The organism is Pseudomonas sp. H1_A03 (assembly GCF_054685145.1).
Map to the genome: position 1 here is coordinate 915452 of NZ_CP162829.1, position 16375 is coordinate 931826.

The window sequence follows — 16375 nt, forward strand, 5'->3', positions numbered from 1 at the left end:
CCTCAATTATTTGCGCAACAGGCGCAGGCCGTTGAACACCACCAGCAGGCTCACGCCCATGTCGGCGAACACCGCCATCCACATGGTGGCCATGCCCAGGAAAGTGACCGCGAGGAAGATCGCCTTGATCACCAGCGCCAGGGCGATGTTCTGCTTGAGGATACTCGACGTTTGCCGCGACAGACGAATGAATGCCGGAATCTTGCGCAAATCATCGTCCATCAGCGCCACATCGGCGGTCTCAATGGCCGTGTCGGTGCCGGCTGCAGCCATGGCAAAACCGATCTCGGCGCGGGCCAGGGCTGGCGCATCGTTGATACCGTCGCCGACCATGCCCACGCGGAACCCTTGGCCATACAGGGCTTCAATGGCTTGCAGCTTATCCGTAGGCAACAGGTCGCCCTGGGCCTGGTCGATGCCGACCTGGGCAGCAATCGCCTGGGCGGTGTGGGTGTTGTCGCCGGTGAGCATCAGGGTTTTGATGCCCAGGTCATGCAACTGCTGGATCGCTTCACGGCTGCTGTCCTTGACCGTGTCGGCGACGGCGAACAGCGCCAGCGGGCCGGACTTGTCGAGCAGCAGCACCACGGACTTGCCCTGTTTTTCCAGGGCGAAGAGTTTCTCTTCCAGCTCCGGTGAGCACAGGCCCAGGTCTTCTACCAGGCGGTGGTTGCCCAGGTGGTAGGTTTCGCCGTTGATATCGCCACGCACGCCACGCCCGGCCAAGGCTTCGAAGTTATCCACAACGTGCATCGGCAGGTTTTTATCCACAGCCGCGTTGGCAATCGCCAGCGACACCGGGTGATCGGAACGCCCGGCCAAACTGGCGGCCAGCGCCGGTGCGCTGTCTTCGATGTTGGGGAAGAGCGCCAAGTAATCGGTTTGCACCGGTTTGCCGTGGGTGATGGTGCCGGTCTTGTCGAGGGCCAGGTAGTCGAGCTTGTAACCACCCTCCAGGTACACGCCGCCCTTGATCAGGATGCCTTTGCGCGCCGCCGCCGCCAGGCCACTGACGATGGTCACAGGCGTGGAAATCACCAAGGCACAGGGGCACGCAACCACCAGCAGGACCAGGGCGCGGTAGATCCAGTCGAACCACACGCCGGCCATGAACAGCGGCGGAATCACCGCTACGCCCAGCGCGAACAGGAACACGGCCGGGGTGTAGATCTTCGAGAAGCGGTCGACGAAACGCTGGGTCGGTGCCCGTGCGCCTTGGGCCTGTTCCACCGCGTGAATGATGCGCGCCAGAGTGGAGTTGTTCGCCGCTGCGGTGACTTTGTACTCCAGGGAACCGGCCTGGTTGATGGTGCCGGCGAAGACTTTATCGCCCACGGTCTTTTCAATTGGCAGGCTTTCACCGGTGATCGGTGCCTGATCGATGGTGGATTGGCCAGCGGTGACTTCACCGTCCAGGCCGATGCGCTCGCCGGGCTTTACCCGCACGATTGCACCCAGATCAATGCTTTTGACCTCTTTTTCAGCCCATGATCCATCAACCTGCTGCACCGTGGCCTGCTCTGGTGTCATCTGCATCAAGCCACTGATGGCGTTGCGCGCTCTGTCCAGGGACTTGGCTTCGATCAACTCGGCCACGGTGAACAGGAACATCACCATCGCCGCTTCCGGCCATTGGCCGATCAGGATCGCGCCGGTCACCGCGATGCTCATCAGGGCATTGATGTTGAGGTTGAGGTTTTTCAGGGCAATCCAGCCCTTTTTATAGGTGGTGAGGCCGCCGCTGAGAATCGAGATCAGCGCCACCACCGCGATCACCCAGGTGGGCGCGGCATTGGTGAAGTGCAGCACTTCAGCGCCCAACGCGCCCACACCGGACAACGCCAGCGGCCACCAGGGTTTCTTGGCGGGCGGCGCGGCGGCCGGAGTGCCTTCCTCGATGGGGTCAGCCTGCATGCCGATGGATTTGATCGCGTCGATGATCGGCGCAGTGCTTGGCAGGTCGTGGGTGACGCCAAGGATGCGATTGATGAGGTTGAATTCCAGCTGCTGCACACCAGCCAGCTTGCCCAGTTTGTTCTGGATCAGCGTCTGCTCGGTGGGGCAGTCCATGGCTTCGATGCGAAAAATGCTCAGGCGCGAGCCGGCGGTGGGCGCTTCGCTCAGTTGCACCCGCGCAGGGGCTGGGGTGCCGGAACAGCAAGAGCCTCCGTGGCCATGATCATGCACAGGCGTGAGTTTTTTCGGGCCATGATCGTGGTCATGGTCGTGTTTATGCGGGGTGTGGAGGGAATCGCTCATTCTGTCGCGTCCATAAAGGTGCCTGTTGCCAAGTAAAGACCCTGTAGCCACTATAGGGTCAAGCACCCATTTGGAGATTGCCGCAATGAAGATCGGCGAACTGGCCAAACTGACCGACTGCCCGGTTGAAACCATCCGTTATTACGAGAAGGAAGGCCTGTTGCCGCCCCCGGCACGCACCGAGGCCAACTACCGTGTGTACACCCAGGCACACACCGAGCGGCTGATCTTTATCCGCAATTGCCGCAGCCTCGACATGACCTTGGAAGAAATCCGCAGCCTGCTTGGGCTACGCGACAGCCCCCAAGACCAGTGCGAAAACGTGAACGCGTTGATCGATGAGCATATCCACCACGTGAAAGCGCGGATTGATGGGTTGTTGGCATTGCAGGAGCAGTTGCTGGACCTGCGCCAACGCTGTGGCGGCGGGCCGGAATGCGGGATTCTGCAGCGGCTGGAAGTCAGTGGGAGTGTGGCGGCGAGCGAGGCTGAGCCCTCACATGTGGGCAGAAGCCACGGCCATTAACTCAAGTGAGCACGGACCAAATGTGGGAGCGGGCTTGCTCGCGAAGGCGGTGTGTCAGTAACTGAATGTGTATCTGATGTACAGCTTTCGCGAGCAAGCCCGCTCCCACATTTGATCGAGATAATCTTTAGATCGCGACGTCGGCCTTGATGCTTGGGTCGGCGTCGTAGCCCACGATCTCGAAGTCTTCGAACTTGTAGTCATAGATCGACGCAGGCTTACGCTTGATCACCAGTTCCGGCAGCTTCTTCGGCGTGCGCGCCAGTTGGGTCTTGATCTGCTCCATATGGTTGCTGTACGCGTGAGTGTCGCCGGTGGTGACGATGATCTCGTGGGGGATCAGGTCGCATTGCTGGGCCAGCATATGGGTCAGCAATGCCAGCGCGGCGGTGTTGTACGGCAAGCCGAGGAATACGTCGGAACTGCGGATATACAACTGCATCGACAGGTGACCGTCGTGCACGAATGCCTGGTACAGCAGGTGGCACGGCGGCAAGGCTTGTTTGCCATTGCGCGCGTTTTCCTGCGGGCTCTTGGTCTCGTCCGGCAGGTACTCGACGTTCCAGCCGTGGAACAGGATGCGGCGGCTGTTCGGGTTGGTCTTGAGCGTGTGGACCATGTAGTCGATCTGGTTGATCGTGCCGCCATCCTTGGTCGGCCAGGCGGTCCACTGCTCGCCGTACACCGGGCCCAGGTCACCTTCTTCGGTCGCCCATTCGTCCCAGATCTTTACGCCGTTTTCGTTGAGCCACTTGATGTTGGTGTTGCCACTCAACATCCAGATCAGCTCGTTGGCGATGCTTTTGAAGTGAAGCTTCTTGGTGGTCAGCAGCGGGAAGCCGTCGGCCAAGTTATGCCGATACTGACGGGCAAACACGGCCTTGGTGCCGGTGCCGGTGCGATCGCCCTTGGTCAATCCATTGGTCACGACGTCGTTCAGTAGTTCGAGATATTGCTTCATTTGTTTACCCGTATCGTTGAAGCCGAGACCTTGCAGGCCTCGGCATTCGAATTTAAAGCGCGGTGTTCTTCAAAGGCTGCGGGCGGTTGTAGGCCCACCACAGCAAGCCCAGGCCGCCCAGGATCATTGGCAGGCTAAGGATCTGCCCCATGGTCACCCAACCGAACGCCAGGTAGCCCAATTGCGCATCCGGCACGCGCACGAACTCGACGATGAATCGGAAGATCCCGTAGAACAACGCGAACATGCCGGACACGGCCATGGTCGGGCGCGGCTTGCGCGAGAAGAGGTACAGGATAAGGAACAGTGCCACGCCTTCCAACGCGAACTGGTAGAGCTGCGACGGGTGGCGCGGCAATTGCGCCGGGTCGCTGAACGGCGGGAACACCATCGCCCACGGCAGGTCGGTCGGCTTGCCCCAGAGTTCGGCATTGATGAAGTTACCGATACGCCCAGCGCCCAGGCCGATCGGCACCATCGGTGCGATGAAGTCCATCAGTTGGAAGAACGACTTGCCGTTACGCCGGCCAAACCACCAGGCGGCGATCATCACGCCGATAAACCCACCGTGGAACGCCATGCCGCCCTTCCACACTTCGAAAATCAGCGTCGGGTTGGCGATGTACGCGGAGAGGTCGTAGAACAGCACATACCCCAGGCGCCCGCCGACGATAACGCCCATCGACAACCAGAAGATCAGGTCGGAGAGCTTCTCCTTGGTCCAGGTCGGATCGAAACGGTTCAGGCGTCGGGAAGCCAGAAACCAGGCACCGCCGATGCCGATCAGGTACATCAACCCGTACCAGTGGATTTTCAGCGGACCGATAGCCAAGGCCACCGGGTCGATCTGCGGGTAAGGCAGCATTGCGACTCCTCGTTAAATCATTCGTTATAGCGCCCGGACCATGCCCGGGCGCGATTAAGCCTGCATTACAACAAAAAGTTTAAACCGACACAGAACAGCAGCCCGGCGAACAACCGCTTGAGCAAACGCGGCGACAACCGATGCGCCAGGCGTGCGCCGAAACGGGCGAACACCATACTGGTCAGGGCAATGCCCAACAGTGCCGGCAAATACACGAACCCTAGACTATGAGCGGGCAACAGCGGGTCATGCCAGCCCAGAATCATGAAACTTAATGCACTGGCCAGCGCAATCGGCAGGCCACAAGCCGATGAAGTGGCCACGGCCTGCTGCATCGGCACGCTGCGCCAGGTCAGGAACGGTACGGTCAGCGAGCCGCCGCCAATCCCGAAAATCGCCGAAGCCCAGCCGATAAATGTGCCGGCGATGGTCAGGCCAACCTTGCCCGGCACCGTTCGGTTGGCCTTGGGCTTGACCTCCAGGGCCAGTTGCACGGCCACCAACAAGGCAAACACGCCGATGATCTTTTGCAGGTGGGGGCCGGAAATCGCCTCGGCGGTCAGTGCACCAAAGCCTGCGCCGATCAGGATACCCACGGTCATCCACACAAAGATCGGCCAACGCACCGCGCCACGCCGATGGTGCTCACGCACGGCATTCACCGAGGTAAAGATGATCGTCGCCAGGGAAGTGCCCACGGCCAGGTGGGTCAGCACTTGCGGATCAAAGCCCTGCAAGGTGAAGCTGAACACCAGCACCGGCACGATGATAATCCCGCCGCCCACGCCAAACAGCCCGGCGAGCACGCCCGCACAGGCGCCGAGCAGCAAATACAGCAGAAATTCCATGGGAGCCCCCAGACCAAGTCCGGCATGTTAACGGATGGAAGGCATGCAACCCAACTGGATACGATGGAACGCCTGCGTTGCTGCCGGTAGAGTGGCAAAAAACACAAAAGGGAATCGCCTGATGTGCCTGATTGTTTTCGCCTGGCGGCCGGGCCACGCCCAACCGCTGATCGTCGCGGCCAACCGTGATGAGTTCTACGCCCGCCCCAGCCTGCCGCTGGCCCAATGGCCGGACGTGCCCGAAGTCTTCGCCGGCCGCGATCAGGAAGCAGGCGGTACCTGGCTGGGGGTGAATGCCGACGGGCGCTTTGCCGCCTTGACCAATATCCGCGACCCGCACCAGCCGCCGGCACGTAAGTCGCGCGGGGAGTTAGTGGCGCGGTTTCTCAGTGGTTCGTTGCCGATTGAAGCGTATCTGGCCGATGTTAACGGTCGATCGATTGAATATGCCGGGTTTAACCTGCTGGTGGGTACGCGCAATGAGTTGTGGCACTACAACGCTAATCACACTGAGCCGACGCGTTTGGAGGCCGGGGTGTATGGGTTGTCCAATGCCGGGCTGGACACGCCGTGGCCCAAGCTGATCAAGGCCAAAGCGGCGTTGAGCGAGATGCTGGAGGACCCGCAGCCTGAGGCGTTGTTGGATATTTTGAGTGATCCGCAGACGGCGCCGTTTGCGGATTTGCCGGATACCGGGGTGGGCTTGGCGACTGAGAGTTTGTTGTCGAGCGTGTTTATTGCCAGCCCGAGTTACGGCACGCGGGCGAGTACGGCGTTGATTGTGAATGCAGATGGGTCGCGGCGGATGGTGGAGCGCAGTTTTGGGCCGCATGGTGGGCGACTTGGCGAGGTAGAACTCAGCTTGTAGTGAGCGGGCTTGCCCCGCGCTGGGTGGCGAAGCCGCCCCAAAACCAGCTAACCGGCTCTATCTGAAAGCATGCGGTGATTGTATTAGGGCTGCTTCGCAGCCCAGCGCGGGGCAAGCCCGCTCACTACAAAAGCCCACCATCTGAAGTCAGAGGCTCTTCGCGGAGCCCGGGTTGATCATCCGCGTCAGCCCCAGGTTCTTCAGCGCCAGTTGCAGCGAGCTGTGGATAACTTGCGGGTTATCGATGGTCATCAGCTCTGCCAGCAGATCCTTGGCCATGCTCAGTTCGACCTGACGCAGCATCCACTTCACCTTCGGCAAGTTGGTAGCGTTCATCGACAGGCTGTCAAAGCCCATCGCCATCAACAGCACCGCCGCCGCGGGGTCGCCGGCCATTTCACCGCAGATGCTCACCGGCTTGCCTTCGGCATGGGCGTCGCGCACCACGTGTTGCAAGGCTTGCAGCACCGCCGGGTGCAGGTAGTCGTAGAGGTCGGCCACCCGTGGGTTGTTACGGTCCACGGCCAGCAGGTATTGGGTCAGGTCGTTGGAACCCACCGAAAGGAAATCCACCTGCCGCGCCAGCTCTTTAGCCTGGTACACCGCCGCCGGGATTTCGATCATCACGCCAATCGGCGGCATCGGTACGTCGGCGCCTTCATCGCGCACTTCGCCCCACGCACGGTGAATCAGGTGCAGCGCCTCTTCCAGCTCATGGGTGCCGGAAATCATCGGCAGCAGGATGCGCAGGTTATTCAGGCCTTCGCTGGCCTTGAGCATGGCGCGGGTTTGTACGAGGAAAATTTCAGGATGGTCGAGCGTGACGCGAATGCCGCGCCAGCCAAGGAAGGGGTTGTCTTCCTTGATCGGGAAATACGACAGTGACTTGTCGCCGCCGATGTCCAGGCTGCGCATGGTCACCGGTAGCGGGTGGAAGGCCTGCAGTTGCTCGCGATAAATCGCCAGCTGCTCCTTCTCGCTCGGAAAACGCTGATTGATCATGAACGGCACTTCGGTGCGGTACAGGCCCACCCCTTCGGCGCCGCGCTGTTGCGCACGGGCTACATCCGCCAGCAAGCCCGTGTTGACCAGCAGCGGCACACGATGCCCATCGGTGGTCACGCACGGCAGTTCGCGCAATGAGTCGAGGCCCAGCGCCAGCTGTTTCTCTTCTTCAACCACTTCGGCGTATTGCTTGCGCAGCACGTCGCTGGGGTTGGTAAACACTTCGCCGCGATGGCCATCGACGATCATGTCGATGCCATCCACTTTTGAATACGGCAGGTCCACCAGGCCCATCACCGTCGGGATACCCATGGCACGGGCCAGGATCGCGACGTGGGAGTTACCCGAACCGAGTACCGAGACCAGGCCCACCAGCTTGCCCTCCGGCACTTCGCCGAGCATGGTGGCGGTCAGCTCCTCACTGATCAGGATGGTGTTGTCGGGGTAGACCAGGTTGGTGGTGCGGTCTTCCTGCAGGTAGGCCAGCAGACGGCGACCGAGGTCACGCACATCCGAGGCGCGCTCGCGCAGGTAGGCGTCGTCCATCATTTCAAAACGGTTGACGTGATCGGTGACCACTTGGCGCAACGCGCCCTGGGCCCACTGGCCGGTCTTGATCACAGTCTTGACTTCGTTACCCAGGGACGCGTCATCGAGCATCATCTGGTACACGTCGAACAGCGCGCGCTCTTCGGGCCGCAGCTGGGTCGCCAACTTGGTCGAGAGGTTGCGCATGTCGGCGCGCACGCCTTCCAGGGCGGTCTTGAACAGTTTGATTTCGGCGTCGATGTCTTTGACGGTCTTGTCCGGCACCACATCCAGGTCCGCCGGCGGCAACATGACCACCGCCGTACCAACCGCAGCGCCCGGCGAGCCCGGCACGCCGACGAACTTGGCTTCCTGGATGCCCTTGCCTTCACGCCCCAGGCCGCGAATCGAGCCCGTCGCCTCGGCGTGGGCGATAACCCCGGCCAATTGCGCACTCATCGTCACCAGGAAGGCTTCTTCACCTTCGTCGAACTGACGGCGCTCTTTTTGCTGGATGACCAACACGCCCACAACGCGGCGGTGGTGAATGATCGGTGCGCCGAGGAACGAGGCGTAACGCTCTTCGCCGGTTTCGGCAAAGTAGCGGTAACGCGGGTGATCGGCTGCATGTTCGAGGTTCAGGGGTTCTTCACGCGTCCCCACCAGGCCCACCAGACCTTCATTGGGCGCCATGCTGACCTTGCCGATGGAGCGCTTGTTCAGGCCCTCGGTGGCCATCAGCACAAAACGGTTGGTCTCGGGGTCCAGCAGGTAAACCGAGCAGACCTGGCTGCCCATGGCTTCCTTGACGCGCAACACAATAATCCCCAACGCCGCCTTGAGATCCTTGGCGGAGTTAACTTCCTGGACGATCTTGCGCAGCGTATTGAGCATGGCTCGGGGTCGAACTCCGTCGTCAGTCGCGCGCTAAAAGGCGCGGGGCAAGCTCTTTGAGAGCGCGACGATACACTTCGCGCTTGAATGTCACCACCTGGCCCAACGGGTACCAATAGCTGACCCAGCGCCAGCCATCGAACTCCGGTTTACCGGTCAAATCCATCCGCACCCGCTGCTCGTCGGAGATCAGGCGCAGGAGAAACCATTTCTGCTTCTGGCCGATGCACAGCGGTTGGCTGTGGGTACGCACCAGGCGTTGCGGCAAACGATAGCGCAACCAGCCACGGGTACAGGCCAGAATCTGCACATCTTCACGCTCAAGGCCGACTTCTTCATTCAACTCACGGTACAAGGCGTCTTCAGGGGTTTCGTCGGGGTTGATTCCGCCTTGAGGAAACTGCCAGGCATCTTGGTTGATTCGGCGAGCCCATAGCACCTGTCCGGCATCATTCGTAAGAATAATCCCGACATTAGGACGGAAACCATCGGGGTCGATCACGGCAACAACCTCGCAAACGCATGTCGCCGCATTGTTCCACAAAGGTTGTTCCAGCGGCAACGAGGCTTCTTACCTTATGTGCACTCTTGTGAAAAGACCGTATTCTGGACGCCTTTTTACAGACTTTTCAGCGAGTAACTGCAATGCGCCTGGCTTTATTCGACTTGGACAACACCCTTCTTGGCGGTGACAGCGATCACGCCTGGGGCGATTACCTCTGTGAACGCGGGATTCTCGACCCCGTCGCCTACAAGGCGCGCAACGACGAGTTCTACCAGGATTACCTGGCCGGCAAGCTGGACAATGCCGCCTACCTGAACTTCAGCCTGGAAATCCTCGGCCGTACCGAGATGGCCCAACTGGATGAGTGGCACAATGACTTCATGCGCGACTGCATCGAGCCGCTGATGCTGCCGCTGGCCGCCGAACTGCTGGCCAAGCACCGCGCCGCCGGTGACACGCTGGTGATCATCACCGCCACCAACCGTTTCGTCACCGCGCCGATTGCCGCACGCCTGGGCGTGGAAACCCTGATCGCCACCGAGTGCGAGATGGAAAACGGCCGTTATACCGGGCGCAGCACCGACGTGCCGTGCTTTCGCGAGGGCAAGGTGACACGTTTGAATCGCTGGCTGGCAGAGACCGGGTTCAGCCTGGAAGACAGTTACTTCTACAGCGACTCGATGAATGATTTACCGCTGCTGGAGCAAGTGACTCATCCGGTGGCAGTGGATCCGGACCCGAATTTGCGGGCCGAGGCCGAGAAGCGTGGCTGGCCGGTCATCACGTTGCGCAGCTGACCTGTAGTGAGCGGGCTTGCCCCGCGCTGGGCTGCGAAGCAGCCCTAATACAGACAATGCCGAATTCCAGATGAATCCAATTCGCCTGGTTTGGGGCGGCTCCGCCACCCAGCGCGGGGCAAGCCCGCTCACTACATAGGCTTGGCCACCATCAAGTAGAAAATCGCCATAAACGCCAGGAACGCCGGCCACCCCAGGCCAAACCACCAGCGCATATAGGTCGTGGCCTTGATCGGCATCGCCGTCCCCTCCCGCAACGCCCGCTCCGCCATCTTGTGTACGCGAATCTGCAACCACACCACCGGCAGCCAGCAGATCCCCGCCAGCACATACAAACCGAACGTCCACTGCAACCAACTCTGCTGCAGCGACCAGCCCGCCAGATGCATCAAGCCAATCCCGCTCAACGGCTGGAACACCGCCGTGGTCGCGGTAAACGCCCAATCGGCGAACACCAAGTGCTTGAAGGTCACGGCGATCACTTCCACGTTGCCGGTGCGCCAGGCGCGTAACGCGTAGTAAGCCGAGCCCGCGCCCAGCCCGAACAGTACGGTCGACGAGAGAATATGCAGGGTTTTCAGCAGCAGGTAGGCACTCATTCAGACAGGCTTGGCACCCATCAAACCGGCAATCGCCACAAACCCCACCAGGCTGATTACCGCCAGCACCAACGTGAAGTTCAAGCTGCCGCCCTCGCCCTTACGCAGGCGATTAAGCCGCGCCACCAGCCAGAACCACGCCAGCGCCGCCACGGTGTAGAGGATGCTGGAACCGAGGATCCAGGTCTGGCCCAGCGGCCAGCCGGTCAGGTGCACCAGCCACCAACCGGTAAACGGCATGCTGACGACGCAAATGCCCATCAACAACCAGACGAACGCCCACGGGCGTTGCACGGTCACCGCCGGGCCGGCGCTGCGCTTGCGCCAGGCCAGCAACGCCAAGCCCAGGCCGCTGAGCAGCAGCAATACGGTGGCCGCGATGTGGATAACTTTCAGGGTGGTCAGGGTTTCCATGTGTCGTCTTCCTTAAGGCCGCCCCAATCAGCGTAGTCGCTCATCCGAGGAACAGTGTGTAGGCCGGGTTATCGCTTTCATCCCAGTACGGGTAGCCGATGGCTTCCAGGGCTGCCGGTACCAGGTGGCGCTCGTCCGCCGGCACTTGCAGGCCGGCGACCACACGGCCGTCTGCTGCGCCGTGGTTGCGATAGTGGAACATCGAGATGTTCCAACGCCCGCCCAATTTGTTAAGAAAGTTGAACAAGGCGCCCGGACGCTCCGGGAATTCGAAGCGAAACACCACTTCATTGCTGACGTGGGCCGCATGGCCGCCGACCATGTGGCGGATGTGCAACTTGGCCAGCTCGTTCTCGGTCAGGTCCAGCACCGGGGAACCCTGGCTGGTGAGGCTGGTGATCAGCGCGCTGCGCGGGTCGGTTTCCGGGTGGGTCTGCACGCCGACAAAAATGTGTGCCTCACTGCCGGAGTGGAAGCGATAGTTGAATTCGGTGATCTGGCGCTTGCCCACAGCCTCGCAGAACGCCTTGAAGCTGCCGGGCTTTTCGGGGATGGTCACGGCGATGATGGCTTCGCGGCCTTCACCCAACTCGGCGCGCTCGGCCACATGGCGCAGGCGGTCGAAGTTGACGTTGGCGCCGGAGTCGATCGCCACCAGGGTCTGCCCGGTAACGCCACGGGTCTCGACGTATTTCTTGATACCTGCCACGCCCAAGGCGCCCGCTGGTTCGGTGATGGAGCGGGTGTCGTCGTAGATATCCTTGATCGCCGCACAGATTTCATCGGTGCTCACGGTGATCACTTCATCGACGTAGTCCTTGCAGATGTCGAAGGTGTGCTGGCCGATCTGTGCCACCGCCACGCCATCGGCAAAGAGGCCCACGGTCGGCAGCACCACGCGCTCACCCGCCGCCATCGCGGCTTGCAGGCAATTGGAATCGTCCGGTTCGACGCCAATGATTTTGATCTCTGGGCGCAGGTATTTCACATAGGCCGCAATACCCGCGATCAGCCCGCCGCCGCCCACCGGTACAAAAATCGCGTCCAGCGGCCCCGGGTGCTGGCGCAGGATTTCCATCGCCACGGTGCCCTGCCCGGCAATGGTGTGTGGATCATCGTAGGGGTGAATGTAGACGTAGCCTTTTTCGTCGACCAGTTTCAGCGAGTAGGCCAGAGCTTCCGGGAAGGAATCGCCATGCAGCACCACTTTGCCGCCACGCGAGCGCACGCCTTCGACCTTGATCTCCGGAGTGGTCTTGGGCATGACAATAGTGGCTTTCACCCCCAGTACCTTGGCCGCCAGGGCTAGGCCCTGGGCATGGTTGCCCGCCGACGCCGTGACCACACCGCGCGCACGCTCTTCGGCGCTCAGTTGGGTCAGCTTGTTGTAGGCGCCGCGAATCTTGAACGAGAACACCGGCTGCAAGTCTTCACGCTTGAGCCAGACCTTGTTGCCCAGCCGTTCGGAAAGCTGGCGGGCGGTCTGCAACGGGGTTTCTACGGCAACGTCGTAAACGCGCGAGGTGAGGATCTTTTTGACGTACTGTTCAAGCATCGGCGGAAATCACTGGGCGGGATGGGCAGGGCCAAGGAGTCTAACCCAGCGTTCGGCCGGGCGACCACACGAATCCAGAGGTTTTGTTGGGTTATACTCGCGCCCCTCTTTACTCCCCGCCCGTTCCGGAGCCCGCATGACCCAGGATCAACTCAAACAGGCAGTGGCCCAGGCCGCCGTCGATTTAATCCTTCCTAAACTCGACGACAAGAGCATCGTCGGTGTCGGCACCGGCTCCACCGCCAACTGCTTTATCGATGCACTGGCTCAGCACAAGGGCGCATTCGACGGCGCCGTGGCCAGCTCCGAAGCCACCGCCGCGCGCCTCAAGGGCCATGGGATTCCGGTGTATGAGCTCAACACCGTGAGCGACCTGGAGTTCTACGTTGACGGCGCCGATGAAAGCGACGAACACCTGAACCTGATCAAGGGCGGCGGCGCAGCCCTGACCCGCGAGAAAATCGTCGCGGCCGTGGCCAAGACCTTTATCTGCATCGCCGACGCCAGCAAGCTGGTGCCAGTACTCGGCGCGTTCCCGCTGCCGGTGGAAGTCATCCCGATGGCCCGCAGCCACGTGGCCCGCGAGCTGGTGAAACTGGGCGGCGACCCGGTGTACCGCGAAGGCGTGTTGACTGACAACGGCAACATCATCCTCGACGTGTTCAACATGCAGATCACCAATCCGGTGGCGCTTGAGACGCAGATCAATGCGATCGTTGGTGTGGTCACCAATGGTTTGTTCGCGGCGCGTCCGGCGGATGTGTTGTTGCTGGGCACTTCCGACGGTGTGAAAACCCTCAAGGCCTAACCCCATCGGCTGTGCTTTATGTGGGAGCAGGCAAGCCAGCTCCCACATTTGGTTCTGTGGTGCTTCAGGGATTTGGTTTCTTGAACACGTAGAACAGGTTCGGCTCGCTGGTCAGGTACAAGTTACCGTCATCATCCATCGCGATCCCTTCCGCCTGGGGCACGCGCTTCTTCAGGCCATGGCGCCCATTCAGCAGCGACAGACTGCTCAACGGGCGACCGTCAATATCCAGTTCCAGCACCAGAAACGACTCATCCGACAGCGCCAAGAGATGGCCGCTGCGCTCGTCGTATTGCAGGCTCGAGAGGTCACGCACAAACAGCCCGGCGTCACGCTTGGGGTTGTTGATCACGTGCACCGAGTAGGTTTTTTCCGGTTTGAAATGGGGAAAGCCATGGACCTCATAGATCAGCATCGGGTCGCGCTCCTTGGCGACGAACAGGCGCTTGCCCACCGAGTCGTACGCCAGGCCTTCAAACCCCTTATTGCCGCCAACGTGCAGGCCCAGCGTCATTTGCTCCGCATCGGCGGCGTCGAGGAATTGGGTGTCGTCATCCACATGGACCTTGATCAAGCGCTGCTGGCGCTCATCGCTGATGACATAAGTGTTGTCGCTGATAAATTCCACCGCCTCGGCATCGCCAAATCCCACCAAGGGAATACGCCGCAGGATCTTGCCCTCCAGCGACAACTCGATCAGTTCGGCGTTTTTATTGGTGACGGTAAACAGGCTTTTGCGCACTGGGTCGTAGGTAAGAGCCGAGACGTCGTCGTTGAGCCCCTCGATCACCTGGGCCTCCAGGGCTACCCGATAGTCCGCCAGGCCGATGGAGCGCTCATTCACCGGCTTGCGCCACACTTGCCAGTTGAACCAAGCGCGCTCGAACAGGCGAAAATGCTGCGCAACGACCCCGGCGCTGACCAGGGCGATCAGTGCAAGAATAAAGAACATAGGTTTGGGGCGGGCTAGTCGTCGCATCGGAGGGGCTCAAGTTCAAAAGTGGCGAATGAATATCACGCCTGTCTGAATTTAAACTTAAACGCAGCCCAGTGTCTGGCGAATGCCGCTGATAGAGAAATATCCGACGCAATCTGTCCGTTATTTCTGTTTTTCGAAGCGATAGAACAAGTTTGGCTCACTGACCATGTACAGCGTGCCGTCGTCGCCCATGGTCACGCCCTCTGCACGGGGAATGGTGTTTTTAAGGCCGTTGAAACCGCCGAGCAAGGTCATGAAGCTGACTTGCCCGCCCTTCTCGTCCAGCTCCAGCAACAGGTGGGAATCAGCCGACAGCACCAGTAAATGGCCGGTCCGCGGGTCGACGGCCAGGGCCGAGAGGTTACGCATATCCAGCTCGGTGCTGGCGAGCTTTTGCTTGCTGCCGACCAGGGCCTGGCTGCCGTCGCTTTTCCAGGTAAACAGTGCCGGCGGGCGTTCCTCACCGAACACCAGTTGCTGGTTAGGCTTGTCCCAAGCCACGGCCTCAAACGCTTTGTTTTGATCCTTGGAGGGGCCCAGGTCGTAACTCGGGAAGTCAGCCTTGTTCAATTGCTGGGTGGTGGCGACGACCTTGACGAGGGTCACCGTGTGCTGGCGCTCATCGACCACCGCCATCAAACCGTTTTCCATCACGGTGATACCTTCCGGGTTATCCCAGCCATTGAGCGGCATCTTGCGCAACACATCGCCTTGCAGGCTCAACTCGACGAGGAATGGGTTTTTGCCCATCACGGAAAACAGGGTTTTGGTCTGAGGGTTGTAGGAGACGTCCGAAGCCTCGTCCTTCTCCATCCCCGGCAAAAGCTTGCCATCGATGACGGCATGATAGTCCGGCAGCCACACGCTCTCTTGGCGCTCGGCGGGGGTTTCGAAGCGTTCCAGCATCCACAGTACGCCGCGATCATCCCAGTGCATGGCCCAGGCAACGCCGTACACAATCACGCCCGCCAGCAATAGCCAGGAATACCAGCGCAGGGCAAGGCGGGAACGCAGCTTGGGGGTGACGGTAGGCAGGGGCACGGCCATTGGGTGCTTTTTCCGGAAAGTCAGCGTTAGGTGATAGCACAGGATCGAGGTGCCCGTGTGCAAGTGGCTGAGGATTATCCGGATGATGTGTGAAAAAAATGCAAAAAACTGGAAACTCCAGGCGCACACAAAACCCTGTGGGAGCCGGGCTTGCCCGCGATGCAGGCGACTCGGTACGTCAGATGACCGAGGTGCCTGCATCGCGGGCAAGCCCGCTCCCACATTTTTAACCGCGTTTCGCCAGGGTTTAGCGAACGCTGCTTTCGAAGCGATTCACACCCGACAGCTCCAGCACCAGCTCATCACCCACATTCAGCGGGCCCACGCCGGCCGGGGTGCCGGTGAGGATCACATCACCCGCTTGCAGCGAGAAGCAGCCGGCCATGTGCTGGATCATCGGAATGATCGGGTTGAGCATTTGCGCGCTGTTGCCATCCTGGCGCACTTCGCCATTGATGGTCAGGCGGATGCCGATATCGGTCACGTCCGGGAACGTACTGCCCACCACGAACGGTGCGATGACTGCCGCGCCGTCGAAAGACTTGGCGATTTCCCACGGCAAGCCCTTGGCTTTCAGCTCGGCCTGCTTGTCGCGCAGGGTCAGGTCCAGGGCCGGGGCGAAGCCGGAGATGGCGTCGAGCACTTCTTCACGGCTGGGCTTGTTCGACAAAGGCTTGCCGATCAATACCGCGATTTCCGCTTCGTAATGCACCGAGCCGCGCTCGGTTGGAATGCTGAAACCGCCTTCCAACGGCACCACGCAACTGCCCGGCTTGATGAACAGCAACGGCTCGGTAGGCACCGGGTTGTCCAGTTCCTTGGCATGTTCGGCGTAGTTACGCCCGATACACACCACTTTACCGACCGGAAAGTGGATGTTGGTGCCGTCGACATACTTGTGCTGGTAGCTCATGAAA

16 protein-coding genes are annotated in these 16375 nt (G+C 60.6%); 4 read left to right on the top strand and 12 right to left on the bottom strand.

The features are described from left to right. Positions 1-6 precede the first annotated feature (6 nt). Positions 7-2259 (bottom strand): heavy metal translocating P-type ATPase, encoded by a 2253-nt coding sequence (locus tag AB4O35_RS04325; protein ID WP_065946124.1) that lies wholly within the window; start codon positions 2257-2259, stop codon positions 7-9. Between the two features lie 85 nt (positions 2260-2344). Here AB4O35_RS04325 and cadR point away from each other — a divergent pair, with 85 nt between their 5' ends. Then, positions 2345-2785 (top strand): Cd(II)/Pb(II)-responsive transcriptional regulator, encoded by a 441-nt coding sequence (cadR, locus tag AB4O35_RS04330; RefSeq protein WP_049711068.1) that lies wholly within the window; start codon positions 2345-2347, stop codon positions 2783-2785. A gap of 127 nt (positions 2786-2912) precedes the next feature. Here the strand turns inward: cadR and AB4O35_RS04335 are convergent, their stop codons facing one another. The 3 genes from AB4O35_RS04335 to AB4O35_RS04345 form a co-directional block, all read right to left on the bottom strand. Continuing rightward, a complete protein-coding gene (locus AB4O35_RS04335; RefSeq protein ID WP_065874390.1) occupies positions 2913-3746 on the bottom strand; it encodes a thymidylate synthase in 834 nt (277 codons plus the stop codon). Positions 3747-3798: 52 nt separating this feature from the next. Next, entirely contained in the window at positions 3799-4611 is an 813-nt protein-coding gene (gene lgt / locus AB4O35_RS04340; RefSeq protein WP_065874391.1) for a prolipoprotein diacylglyceryl transferase, read from the bottom strand. A gap of 65 nt (positions 4612-4676) precedes the next feature. Then, the gene (locus AB4O35_RS04345) at positions 4677-5459 is read right to left on the bottom strand and encodes a sulfite exporter TauE/SafE family protein (RefSeq protein WP_065874392.1); all 783 of its coding nucleotides are present in this window, start codon (positions 5457-5459) and stop codon (positions 4677-4679) included. A gap of 121 nt (positions 5460-5580) precedes the next feature. Between AB4O35_RS04345 and AB4O35_RS04350 the strand changes: the two genes are divergently transcribed. Further along, positions 5581-6327, top strand: coding sequence for an NRDE family protein (locus tag AB4O35_RS04350; RefSeq protein ID WP_065874393.1), 747 nt, complete (start codon positions 5581-5583; stop codon positions 6325-6327). Positions 6328-6474: 147 nt separating this feature from the next. Here the strand turns inward: AB4O35_RS04350 and ptsP are convergent, their stop codons facing one another. Both ptsP and AB4O35_RS04360 read right to left on the bottom strand, forming a co-directional pair. Further along, positions 6475-8754, bottom strand: coding sequence for a phosphoenolpyruvate--protein phosphotransferase (gene ptsP, locus AB4O35_RS04355; protein WP_065874394.1), 2280 nt, complete (start codon positions 8752-8754; stop codon positions 6475-6477). Positions 8755-8776: 22 nt separating this feature from the next. Beyond that, on the bottom strand, positions 8777-9256 hold the full coding sequence (locus AB4O35_RS04360) for an RNA pyrophosphohydrolase (RefSeq protein WP_049713461.1): 480 nt from the start codon (positions 9254-9256) through the stop codon (positions 8777-8779). 143 nt (positions 9257-9399) lie between these two features. Here AB4O35_RS04360 and AB4O35_RS04365 point away from each other — a divergent pair, with 143 nt between their 5' ends. Further along, positions 9400-10056 (top strand): histidinol-phosphatase, encoded by a 657-nt coding sequence (locus tag AB4O35_RS04365; RefSeq protein WP_065880203.1) that lies wholly within the window; start codon positions 9400-9402, stop codon positions 10054-10056. A 131-nt stretch (positions 10057-10187) separates the two neighbouring features. Here the strand turns inward: AB4O35_RS04365 and AB4O35_RS04370 are convergent, their stop codons facing one another. From AB4O35_RS04370 to ilvA, 3 genes are read right to left on the bottom strand one after another with little or no spacing between them, the layout of a single operon-like run. Then, positions 10188-10655, bottom strand: a complete 468-nt coding sequence (locus AB4O35_RS04370; protein ID WP_065874396.1) for a DUF2269 family protein — start codon at positions 10653-10655, stop codon at positions 10188-10190. Further along, positions 10656-11069 carry a DUF2269 family protein gene (locus AB4O35_RS04375; RefSeq protein WP_065874397.1) on the bottom strand — a complete coding sequence of 138 codons (414 nt, stop codon included), beginning with the start codon at positions 11067-11069 and terminating at the stop codon, positions 10656-10658. It lies immediately after the preceding gene. Positions 11070-11109: 40 nt separating this feature from the next. Beyond that, a complete protein-coding gene (gene ilvA / locus AB4O35_RS04380) occupies positions 11110-12624 on the bottom strand; it encodes a threonine ammonia-lyase, biosynthetic (protein WP_460149562.1) in 1515 nt (504 codons plus the stop codon). 136 nt (positions 12625-12760) lie between these two features. Here ilvA and rpiA point away from each other — a divergent pair, with 136 nt between their 5' ends. Further along, positions 12761-13432, top strand: a complete 672-nt coding sequence (rpiA, locus tag AB4O35_RS04385; RefSeq protein WP_065874399.1) for a ribose-5-phosphate isomerase RpiA — start codon at positions 12761-12763, stop codon at positions 13430-13432. Between the two features lie 64 nt (positions 13433-13496). Here rpiA and AB4O35_RS04390 read toward each other — a convergent pair whose 3' ends face one another. From AB4O35_RS04390 to AB4O35_RS04400, 3 genes are all read right to left on the bottom strand, one after another. After that, positions 13497-14411 (bottom strand): SdiA-regulated domain-containing protein, encoded by a 915-nt coding sequence (locus AB4O35_RS04390; RefSeq protein ID WP_065874400.1) that lies wholly within the window; start codon positions 14409-14411, stop codon positions 13497-13499. Between the two features lie 120 nt (positions 14412-14531). Further along, positions 14532-15458: an SdiA-regulated domain-containing protein gene (locus tag AB4O35_RS04395; protein ID WP_065891341.1), complete on the bottom strand. Its 927-nt coding sequence runs from the start codon at positions 15456-15458 to the stop codon at positions 14532-14534. A 247-nt stretch (positions 15459-15705) separates the two neighbouring features. Further along, the gene (locus AB4O35_RS04400) at positions 15706-16371 is read right to left on the bottom strand and encodes a fumarylacetoacetate hydrolase family protein (protein WP_049711056.1); all 666 of its coding nucleotides are present in this window, start codon (positions 16369-16371) and stop codon (positions 15706-15708) included. Between the last annotated feature and the right edge of the window lie 4 nt (positions 16372-16375).